This is a genomic window from Actinomadura sp. NPDC048032 (genome assembly GCF_040653175.1).
Classification (GTDB): domain Bacteria; phylum Actinomycetota; class Actinomycetes; order Streptosporangiales; family Streptosporangiaceae; genus Spirillospora; species Spirillospora verrucosospora.
Window position 1 is genome coordinate 1 of sequence record NZ_JBEZJP010000321.1, and the last position, 9,750, is coordinate 9,750.

The following is a 9,750-nucleotide window of genomic DNA, read 5'->3' on the forward strand; positions in this document are numbered from 1 at the left end:
GTCGCGGCCGCCTCCGCCCCGCATCCGGACGGGACCGAATGCCACCCCGACCACTGGTGGCGCGCGCTGGGCCAGGTCAGGGAACTGCTCGAACGTGCTGGTCGGCCCGGACGGCGCCAAGGTCATCGACTTCGGCATCGCCCGCACCGCCGACGCGACCCCGCTGACCACCGGCCCGGTCGGGACGCCCGCCTACATGGCGCCCGAGCAGATCGAGGACGAGCCGGTCGGGCCGCCCGCCGACGTGTTCGCGTGGGGCGCCTCGATGGTGTTCGCCGCGACGGGGCGCCCGCCGTTCGGCACGGGGCCGAGCGCGGCCGTCATGCGGCGCGTGACGTCGCGCAAGCCCGACCTCGGCGACATGGAGGGCCCGCTGCGCGACCTCGCGGCCCGCTGCCTGGACAAGAACCCCGCCGCGCGCCCGACCGCGTCGCAGATCGTCCGGGCGCTGCGCGAGGGCCAGGCCCCGGCGCCGAAGCCGCGCCCGACGCGGATCCCGCGCTACCGGTGGCGGATGATGGTCGCGCTCGGCGGCGTCGTGGCCGCCGGGTTCCTCCTCGGCGTCCTCACCTGACCCGCACCGCCGCTCACCAGTGCGGCGGGCGGTCCTCCAGCAGGCGCGCGTCGTCGTCGCCGGCGCGCCACTCGCCCCACCCGGTGTCGGTGTCGTCGGACGTCTGGTCCGGCAGGACGTCGAGGTCGTCGTCGAGGTCGACCACGCGGTCGTCGTCGGGTCCCACGTTCATGGTCTCCATTGTCGGCGACGGGACGGCGGACCGCACCGTGATCCGCGTCAAACCGCGCCGAGCGGCCGGGCCGCCAGGCGCCGCGCGAACCGCGCGGCGGCGGCGCCCGGGTCGTCGGCCTCGGTGATCGCCCGGACCACCACGACGCGTTCCGCGCCCGCCGCGAGGACCTCGTCCAGGTTGCCGAGGTCGATGCCGCCGATCGCGAACCACGGCCGCGCGACGCGCTGCGCCGCGACGTACTCCAGCAGCTTCGGGCCGGGGGCGGCCCGGCCGGGCTTGGTCGGCGTGGGCCACACCGGGCCCGCGCAGAAGTAGTCGGCGCCGGGCTCGGCGGCCGCCGCCGACGCCTGCTCGCCCGAGTGCGTCGACCGGCCGATCAGCATGTCGCCCCCGACGATCGCGCGGGCGGCGGGCACCGGCAGGTCGTCCTGGCCGAGGTGCAGCACGTCGGCGCCGACCGCGTGCGCGATGTCGGCCCGGTCGTTGACGGCCAGCAGCGCCCCGTGCCGCTCGCACGCCGCCCGGAACACCTCCAGGTAGGCGGTCTCCTGGCGGGCCTCCAGGCCCTTCTGGCGGAGCTGGACGATGTCGACTCCGCCCGCGAGCACGGCGTCGAGGAAGGCCGGCAGGTCTCCCTGGCGCTCCCGCGCGTCCGTGCAGAGGTAGAGGCGGGCGCGGCTCAGCCGGGCGCGCAGCGCGACGGCGCGCTCGGTGGGGAGGTGCCTGGACACGGCCGGGGAACGTCCTTTCCACAGATGATCACGAAATCGCGCGCGCGGTCGCCCGCCGCGCGCGACCCCGCGATCGTGTCACGTGCGTCTCACGCCGCCGGCGGCGGCCTAGAAGGCGAGCGCCTGGGCGCGGCGGCGGACCTCGGTCCCCCGGTTCTCGGTGAGCGCGTCCACGGGCGTTCCCGGCAGCGTGTCGTCGGCCGTGAACAGCCACCGGATGGTCTCGGCGTCGTCGAAGCCGGCGTCCGACAGGAGCGTCAGCGTGCCGGGCAGTCCCTTGATGACCTGGCCGTCCTTGATGAAGGCCGCGGGCACCATCGGCTCCCCGCCCCGGCGCACCGCGAGGATGCGGTGCTCGTGGATGAGCTGCTTGATCCGGTTGGGCTTGATCCCGAGCCTGTCGGCGGTCTCCCGGAGGGTGAGCCACTCGCCGACCAGGGCGTCGGTGCGGGGGTCCAGTGCGCTGTCAACGGTTGCGTGCATCTGCGTCACGCCCCCTTGCTACCACGCCTTCGGAAGACTCAAACCCGCTGCGCAGCCGTTACGTCCCCTCTGATCGCTCTGCGCGAACAGCCTGCCGCACGGGGACGTCCGGGTCGGCGATCGCCTCCGGATCCACCGGCGTCCCCGCGGCGATCACGCGCCTCGCCTGTACCAGGTCGCGGGGCCGGCCGACGGTGAGGATCGCGTCGAGGCGGTCTCCGGTCAGCCATGCCACCGCCCACCTGGGATCGGACGGGTCGCCCCTGCGCACGAGCCGCTCGGACGCGGAGTGGTCGCCCGCGTACTGGACCATGCGCCCGAACTGCTCCGACCAGAAGTACGGGGCGGCGTCGTACACGGCGTCCTGCCCGAGCAGGGCCGCGGCGGCGACCTCGGGGGCGTTCAGCGCGGCGTCCCAGTGCTCGACGAGCAGCCTGCGCCCGTAGCGGTGCGACCACCAGGCGGCGCAGTCGCCGACCGCCACGACGTCGCGCCGCAGCGCGCCCGGGGTCTCCTCTCCCATGTAGGTCCGGAAGGAGCCGTCGGTGACGACCCCGCGCTCCAGCAGCAGCCCGGAGCCCTCCAGCCACGACAGGACGGGCCGGACCCCGACGCCGACGACCACCTCGTCGGCGTCGACGCGGCCGCCCCCGGCGAGGACGAGGCCGCCGTCGCGCACCTCCGCGACCTTCACCCCGGTCCGCAGCTCGACGCCGGCCTCGGCGTACCAGGGGGCGGTGAGCGCGCCGACCTCGGGCCCGATCGCGCCCGCCAGCGGGGTGTCGGCCGCCTCCACGACGGTGACCGCGCAGCCCCGGCGGGCCGCGGCGGTGGCGACCTCGGCGCCGATCCAGCCCGCGCCGACGATCACGATCCGGGCGCCGGCGGTGAGCCGGGCGCGCAGGTCGCGGGCCTCGTCGATGGTGCGCAGCACGTGCTGCCGCCCCTCCCCGGGCAGCGTGATCGGGGCGGCGCCGGTCGCGATCACCAGCCCGTCGAAGGGCAGGTCGCCCGCCGTGGACGCCACCGTTCCGCCGCGTCCGGGCCCGTCCAGCCGCAGGCCGGTGGCGCGCTCGCCGAGCAGCAGCTCGCAGCGCAGCGCGTCCCAGTCGGCGTCGACGGTCGTGTCGTCGGACTCGCCCGCGAGGACGGCCTTCGACAGCGGCGGCCGGTCGTAGGGCCGGTGCCGCTCCGCCGACACGAGGGTCAGCGCGCCCTCGTACCCCTTGCTCCGCAGGGCCTCCACGGCGCGCACGCCGGCCAGCCCGCCACCCACGACGATGACCCTCTCCATGAAGGTCACCCTAACGGGCGGCGTTCCGCGGATGGACAGGTGTCCAGGCAGTTGCCCGGTTCGCCGAGGTCGTAAGGTGGGGGCAGCGGAACGGCACAGCAGAACAGCACAGAGCGCGGGAGTCCGGTGCGACCGGGCTGAGAGGGCGGCTGAACGGGCCGCCGACCGCCACGACCTGATCCGGATCATGCCGGCGAAGGGAGCGAGCATGCAGATCGTCATCATCGGCGCCGGGGTGATCGGCCTCGCCACCGCCTGGCGCACCGCCGCCGGCGGCGCCGCCGTCACCCTCGTCGACCCCGCGCCCGCCTCCGGGGCCTCCTCCGTGGCGGCGGGCATGCTCACCCCGGTCAGCGAGCTGAGCTACGGCGAGGAGCCGCTGCTGCGGCTCGGCCTCGCCTCCCGCGACCGGTACGGCGCGTTCGCCGCCGAGCTGGAGGAGCTGACCGGCCTGGAGACCGGCTACCGCACCGACGGGATCGTCGAGGTCGCGTTCGACTCCGACGACCTGCGGCACCTGGACGACCTGCGCCGGTTCCAGGAGAGCCTGGGCATCCCCGCCGAGGCGCTCACCGGCCGCGAGTGCCGGCGGCTGGAGCCGATGCTCGCGCCCGGCGTGCGCGGCGGCCTGCTCGCCCCCGAGGACGGCTCGGTCGACCCCCGCAGGCTCGCCCCGGCGCTGCTGGCGGCGTGCGAGCGGCTGGGCGTCCGGCTCGTCCGGCGGCGGGCCGAACGGGTCGTCGTCGAGAACGACGCCGCCGCCGGCGTGGGGCTGGACGACGGCACCGTGATCCCCGCGGACCGGGTGCTGCTGGCCGCCGGGCCGTGGTCGGGCGACCTCGGCGGCCTGCCTCCCGGGACCGTTCCACCCGTCCGCCCGGTCAAGGGCCAGGTGCTCCGGCTGCGCACCCGCGCGCCGTTCCTGCGGCGGCCGACCCGCGGCCTCGTCCGGGGATCGTCGGTCTACCTGGTGCCGCGCGCCGACGGAGAGATCGTCGTCGGCGCCACGCAGGAGGAGCTGGGCTTCGACACGCGGGTCACCGCCGGCGGGCTGTGGGAGCTGCTGCGCGACGCCCGCGAGCTGCTCCCCGGCATCACCGAGCTGGAGTTCGCGGAGGTCACCGCCGGGCTGCGGCCCGGCTCGCCCGACAACGCGCCCGTGATGGGGCCGACCGCGCTGCCCGGCCTGCTGGTGGGCACCGGGCACTTCCGCAACGGCATCCTGCTCACGCCCGTGAGCGCCGACATCCTGTCCGCGATGCTGCTGGACGGGCCCGTCCCCGAGGTCGCCGGGCCGTTCGCCCCCGACCGCTTCTCCCCCGAGGTGAGCGCATGAAGGTGATCGTCAACGGTGAGCCGCGCGAGCTGCCCGACGGCGCGAGCGTGGCCGAGGTCGTCGCGTCCGTCACCGCGGCCGCGACGGGCGTGGCCGCGGCGCTGAACGACGAGGTCGTCCGGCGCGCGGAGTGGGCGGCCACGCCCCTGCGGGACGCCGACCGCGTCGAAGTGCTGACCGCCGTCCAGGGAGGATGAGGATGAACGACACCGACGGGCTGGTCATCGCGGGCGAGGAGCTGGGCTCGCGGCTGATCATGGGGACGGGCGGGGCGCCGAGCATGGCGGTGCTGCGCGAGGCGCTGACCGCGTCCGGGACGGAGCTCACCACGGTCGCGATGCGCAGGGTGGACCCGTCCGCGCGCGGCTCGGTGCTGGACGTGCTGACCGAGTGCGGCATCCGGGTGCTGCCGAACACCGCGGGCTGCTTCACCGCGGGCGAGGCCGTCCTGACGGCCAAGCTCGCCCGGGAGGCGCTCGGGACGAACTGGGTCAAGCTGGAGGTGATCGCCGACGAGCGCACGCTGCTGCCCGACCCGATCGAGCTGGTCGAGGCCGCCGAGCAGCTCGTCGACGACGGCTTCGTCGTCCTGCCCTACACCAGCGACGACCCGGTCCTCGCGCACCGTCTGGAGCAGATCGGCTGCGCGGCCGTGATGCCGCTCGGCTCGCCGATCGGGTCGGGGCTCGGCATCCGCAACCCGCACAACATCGAGCTGATCGTGGAGCGCGCGACCGTCCCGGTGATCCTGGACGCGGGGCTCGGCACGGCGTCGGACGCGGCCCTGGCCATGGAGCTCGGCTGCGACGCCGTGCTCCTCGCGACGGCCGTCACCCGTGCGCAGTCCCCGGCGCGGATGGCCGCCGCGATGCGGCACGCGGTCGAGGGCGGGCGGCTCGCGCGGCTCGCCGGGCGCATCCCCAAGCGCCGCTACGCCCAGGCGTCCTCCCCGTTCGACGGGCTCGCGACTTCGTAGCGGAGCTAAAGCCACACATGTAGAAATATTCGCTGGACCTGCACATTCGCGCGCCACCAGACTGGACACACCGGGGCGCAACCGCACACATCGCTTCGGTGTCGATGGAAGCGTCCCCTCCCTAAGGTGCGTGACATGCAGCAGAACAGCGGTGCGCGCGCGAACAAGCTCGCGGTGGCGGCGGCGACGGTCACGGTGGTCTTCTGGGCCTCGGCCTTCGTCGCCATCCGCAGCGCGGGCGACGAGTACAGCCCCGGCGCCCTCGCCCTCGGCCGCCTCCTGTCCGGGACGGTCGTACTGGGAGTGATCTGGCTCGTCCGGCGCGAGGGCCTGCCGCCCAAGGCCGCCTGGCCCGGCATCGTCACCGCCGGCCTCCTGTGGTTCGGCGCCTACATGGTCGTCCTGAACTGGGGCGAGCAGCTGGTGGACGCCGGCACCGCCGCCCTCGTCGTCAACATCGGGCCGATCCTCATCGCGCTCCTCGGCGGCTGGCTGCTGAAGGAGGGCCTGTCGTCCCGGCTGCTGCTCGGCATGGCCGTGTCGTTCACCGGCGCCGCCGTCGTCGGGCTGTCGATGTCCGGCGACGGCCGCGCGTCCGTCGGCGGGGTGCTGCTCTGCCTGGCCGCCGCCGTCACCTACGCGGCGGGCGTCGTCGCCCAGAAGCCCGCGCTGAGGCACGCGTCGGCGCTGCAGTTCACCACGTTCGCCTGCGCGATCGGCGCGCTCGCCTGCCTGCCGTTCTCCGGGCAGCTCGTCTCGCAGGCCGCGCACGCCCCCGCGGGCGCCACCCTCAACATGGTCTACCTGGGCGTCTTCCCGACCGCGGTCGCCTTCACGACCTGGGGATACGCCCTCGCCCGCACGACCGCCGGGAAGATGGGCGCCACCACCTACGCCGCGCCCGCCCTGGTGGTGCTGATGTCGTGGCTGTTCCTCGACGAGGTCCCCGGCCCGGTCACCCTCGGCGGCGGCCTGCTGTGCCTCGCCGGCGTGGCCGTCTCCCGCAGCACGCGGTCGCTGCGGCGCCGCGTCCCGCCCGTCACACCGGAACCGGGCGCCCCGGGGGCGTCACCCTCCGGGCTCATCGATGCTCATACTCGCGACGGATGAGATCCACGCGGATTCGCCCGTAAACTCGCACCGATGGACGCGACGGTTGCTGATCCACTCGTCGGGCGGGTGCTCGACGGGCGGTACCGCATTGAGTCCCGTATCGCGCGCGGCGGCATGGCCACGGTCTACCTCGCGCGCGACCTCAGGCTCGACCGGGTCATCGCGATCAAGGTGATGCACGCCGGACTCGCCTCGGACGAGGACTTCGTCGCCCGCTTCATCGGCGAGGCAAAGGCCGCCGCGGCGCTGTCCCACCCGAACGTCGTCGCCGTCTACGACCAGCGCACCGACGGCGAGCACGTCTTCCTGGTGATGGAGTACGTCGCCGGGCGCACCCTGCGCGACGCGCTGAACTCCCTCGGGCGGCTCGGCCCCCGCGCCGCCCTGGAGATCATGCAGCCGGTGCTGGCCGCGCTCGGCGCCGCGCACCGGGCCGGGCTCGTGCACCGCGACGTCAAGCCCGAGAACGTGCTGATCACCGAGGACGGCCAGGTCAAGGTCGCCGACTTCGGCCTCGCGCGGGCCGAGACCGCCAGCAAGATGACCAAGACCGGCATGATCATCGGAACGGTCGGCTACCTGGCGCCCGAGCAGGTGCTGTCCGGCAACGCCGACTTCCGCTCCGACGTCTACGCCGCCGGGATCATGCTGTTCGAGCTGATGACCGGGCGGCTGCCGCACCAGGGCGACACCCCCCTCGCCGTGGCCTACAAGCACGTGAACGAGACGGTGCCGCCGCCCTCCAGCGTCGTCCCCGGCATCCCCCCGCGGGTGGACGCCCTGGTCACCGACGCCACGAGCCACGACCCGGCGCGCCGCCCGCAGGACGCGAACCAGTACCTGGCCGAGGTCGCCGAGGTGTTCGGCGGCCTCCCCCGCGACTTCGACCGCCGCGTCGAGGAGGCGTCCCGCAACGCGACGAGCGTCCTGGAGGCCCCGCCCGCCCACGGCCGCACCGCCGTCATGGACGCCGAGACCCTGGCCCCCCGGCACGACGTCCGCCCCACGAGGACCGACCGCGCCCTCGGCGCGCTGACCGGCCGCTACGTCCTGATCGCCATCGGCCTGGTCGCGGCGGTCATCCTCGGCTGGGCCGTGTGGTACCAGACGTCCGGCCAGTACGAGCACGTCCCCTCCTCGATCATCGGGATGAAGGTCGCCGAGGCCCGCGACCAGCTGGAGTCCGACGGCATGGACGTGCGCACCGCCAAGGCGGTCTACAGCGACCGCGTCCACAAGGGCGGCGTCGCCAAGTCCGACCCGCCCGCCGGGGCCCGCGTCGCCAAGGGCCAGACGGTCACCCTCACCCCGTCCCGGGGCATCACGCCCCGCGAGGTCCCCGACGTCGGAGGCAAGTCCCTCGCCGACGCCAAGAAGACCCTGGAGGACAAGGGCTTCACCGTCGGCCGGACGAGCAGCACCCCCTCGCAGACCGTCTCCAAGGGCGACGTCATCAGCACCGACCCGGACGCCGGCGAGAAGCAGTCCCCCGACGTGCCCGTCTCCATCGTCGTCTCCACGGGCATGTCGATGCCCGGCCTCCTCGGCCAGAACGGCGACTCCGCCGCCAACCAGCTGCGCTCCATGGGCCTGGACGTCACCGTCCAGAAGAAGCAGGTGAACGGCAAGGACCCCGACACGGTGGTCAGCCAGGACCCGTCCGAGGGCACCGGCGTCTCCCGCGGCGACAAGGTCACCATCGTCGTCAACAAGCGCGACTGCATCGTCGACGCGGGCCCGTTCCAGTTCGGCTGCGACGACGGCGACGGCAACCAGAACGTCCCCGTCCCCGACCTGACCGGCCGCCGGGTCAACGAGGCCAAGAAGGCGCTGGAGGATTCCGGCTTCCAGGTCAACGTGACGGGCTTCGGCGGCAACGTCGTCCGCTTCCAGTCGCCCAGCAGCGGCGAGGCCCCGCGCGGCTCCACCGTCACGATCGTCCGGGGCCCCTGACCGGCTAGTCTGAACGGGCCATGACCTCACCCATCAGCCCCGTCGGGGCCCACGTTCCCGTGTCCGGCGGCCTCGCCACCGGCGGCCTGAAGTACGCCGCCGAGATCGGCGCCGAGGCGGTCCAGGTCTTCGTCTCCAACCCTCGCGGCTGGGCCCTCCCCGAGGGCAAGCCCGCCGAGGACGCCAGGCTCCGGGACGAGGGCATCCCCGTCTACGTCCACACCCCGTACCTGGTCAACCTCGGCTCCCCCACCCCGGAGACGCTCGAGAAGTCGCTCGCGGCCGTCCGCCACTCCCTGACCCGGGGCCGCGCCATCGGCGCCCGCGGCGTCGTGGTCCACACCGGCTCCGCCGTCACCCGGACCTACGACGAGGCCATGGCCCAGGTCCGCGAGCACGTCCTCCCGCTCCTCGACGAGATCCCCGAGGACGGCCCCGACCTCCTTCTGGAGCCCATGGCGGGCCAGAACAACATGCTCTGCGCCAAGGTCCAGGAACTGGCCCCGTTCTTCGAGCGCCTCGACCACCACCCGAAGCTCGGCGTCTGCTTCGACACCTGCCACGCCTTCGCCGCCGGCCACGACCTGGCGGCCCCGGGCGGCGCCAAGGACACCCTCGACGCCCTGGTCGCCGCAGTGGGCGAGGGCCGCCTGAAGCTGGTCCACGCCAACGACTCCAAGGACGCCTGCGCCTCGGCCAAGGACCGCCACGAGAACATCGGCGCCGGCCAGATAGGCGAGTCCCCCTTCGCCGACCTCTTCCACCACCCCGCCACGGCCGGCGTCCCCTTCATCATCGAGACCCCAGGCCGAGCCCCCGCCCCCCACGCAGAAGACATCAAAACCCTGAAGCGCCTAAGAGACGCCCCCTGACGTCAAGCCCTCCGTCGCCATAAGGGCCCACGGACGCTGGCGCCGGGGCGCGATCGGGTCCGAAGGACGTTTCGAGCCTGCGAGAAACTGACACGTAGCGAGCCGCTAGGCGAGCCCTCCACGCCACCCCGCACCCGCTACTGCGACAACCTAAGCCACCACAGCAACCCCGCGACAACCTGACGGTCGCGATCGCGTCCGAAGGCAGATTCAAGCGAAGCAAGAATCTGATCGCGCAGCGAG

11 protein-coding genes and 1 riboswitch are annotated in these 9,750 nt (G+C 74.0%); of the genes, 7 read left to right on the forward strand and 4 right to left on the reverse strand.

Annotated elements, in window-relative coordinates:
* On the forward strand, nt 1–574 hold a 574-nt coding region (locus tag AB0C69_RS30825), incomplete at its 5' end, for a protein kinase (protein WP_360358558.1).
* A 13-nt stretch (nt 575–587) separates the two neighbouring features.
* Here AB0C69_RS30825 and AB0C69_RS30830 read toward each other — a convergent pair.
* From AB0C69_RS30830 to AB0C69_RS30845, 4 genes are all read right to left on the reverse strand, one after another.
* Nucleotides 588–746 (reverse strand): hypothetical protein, encoded by a 159-nt coding sequence (locus tag AB0C69_RS30830; protein WP_345185945.1) that lies wholly within the window; start codon nt 744–746, stop codon nt 588–590.
* A 47-nt stretch (nt 747–793) separates the two neighbouring features.
* On the reverse strand, nt 794–1,480 hold the full coding sequence (thiE, locus tag AB0C69_RS30835) for a thiamine phosphate synthase (RefSeq protein WP_345185941.1): 687 nt from the start codon (nt 1,478–1,480) through the stop codon (nt 794–796).
* A gap of 108 nt (nt 1,481–1,588) precedes the next feature.
* On the reverse strand, nt 1,589–1,963 hold the full coding sequence (locus tag AB0C69_RS30840) for an Rv2175c family DNA-binding protein (protein WP_360358559.1): 375 nt from the start codon (nt 1,961–1,963) through the stop codon (nt 1,589–1,591).
* Nucleotides 1,964–2,021: 58 nt separating this feature from the next.
* On the reverse strand, nt 2,022–3,257 hold the full coding sequence (locus AB0C69_RS30845; RefSeq protein WP_360358560.1) for an FAD-dependent oxidoreductase: 1,236 nt from the start codon (nt 3,255–3,257) through the stop codon (nt 2,022–2,024).
* A 105-nt stretch (nt 3,258–3,362) separates the two neighbouring features.
* Nucleotides 3,363–3,476: riboswitch (TPP riboswitch) on the forward strand.
* Between AB0C69_RS30845 and thiO the strand changes: the two genes are divergently transcribed.
* The 6 genes from thiO to AB0C69_RS30875 all read left to right on the forward strand — a co-directional run bounded on the left by thiO (nt 3,466) and on the right by AB0C69_RS30875 (nt 9,507).
* On the forward strand, nt 3,466–4,593 hold the full coding sequence (gene thiO / locus AB0C69_RS30850) for a glycine oxidase ThiO (protein WP_360358561.1): 1,128 nt from the start codon (nt 3,466–3,468) through the stop codon (nt 4,591–4,593). Its footprint overlaps the riboswitch before it by 11 nt.
* Nucleotides 4,590–4,790, forward strand: coding sequence for a sulfur carrier protein ThiS (gene thiS, locus AB0C69_RS30855; RefSeq protein ID WP_345185930.1), 201 nt, complete (start codon nt 4,590–4,592; stop codon nt 4,788–4,790). Before thiO ends, thiS begins: the two co-directional genes overlap by 4 nt.
* A 2-nt stretch (nt 4,791–4,792) precedes the next feature.
* Nucleotides 4,793–5,569, forward strand: a complete 777-nt coding sequence (locus AB0C69_RS30860; RefSeq protein ID WP_345185926.1) for a thiazole synthase — start codon at nt 4,793–4,795, stop codon at nt 5,567–5,569.
* Nucleotides 5,570–5,704: 135 nt separating this feature from the next.
* Nucleotides 5,705–6,679: an EamA family transporter gene (locus AB0C69_RS30865; RefSeq protein WP_353834747.1), complete on the forward strand. Its 975-nt coding sequence runs from the start codon at nt 5,705–5,707 to the stop codon at nt 6,677–6,679.
* Between the two features lie 33 nt (nt 6,680–6,712).
* On the forward strand, nt 6,713–8,635 hold the full coding sequence (gene pknB, locus AB0C69_RS30870; protein ID WP_345185920.1) for a Stk1 family PASTA domain-containing Ser/Thr kinase: 1,923 nt from the start codon (nt 6,713–6,715) through the stop codon (nt 8,633–8,635).
* A gap of 20 nt (nt 8,636–8,655) precedes the next feature.
* Complete coding sequence (locus AB0C69_RS30875) at nt 8,656–9,507, forward strand: deoxyribonuclease IV (protein ID WP_360358562.1); 852 nt, start codon at nt 8,656–8,658, stop codon at nt 9,505–9,507.
* Nucleotides 9,508–9,750: the final 243 nt, after the last annotated feature.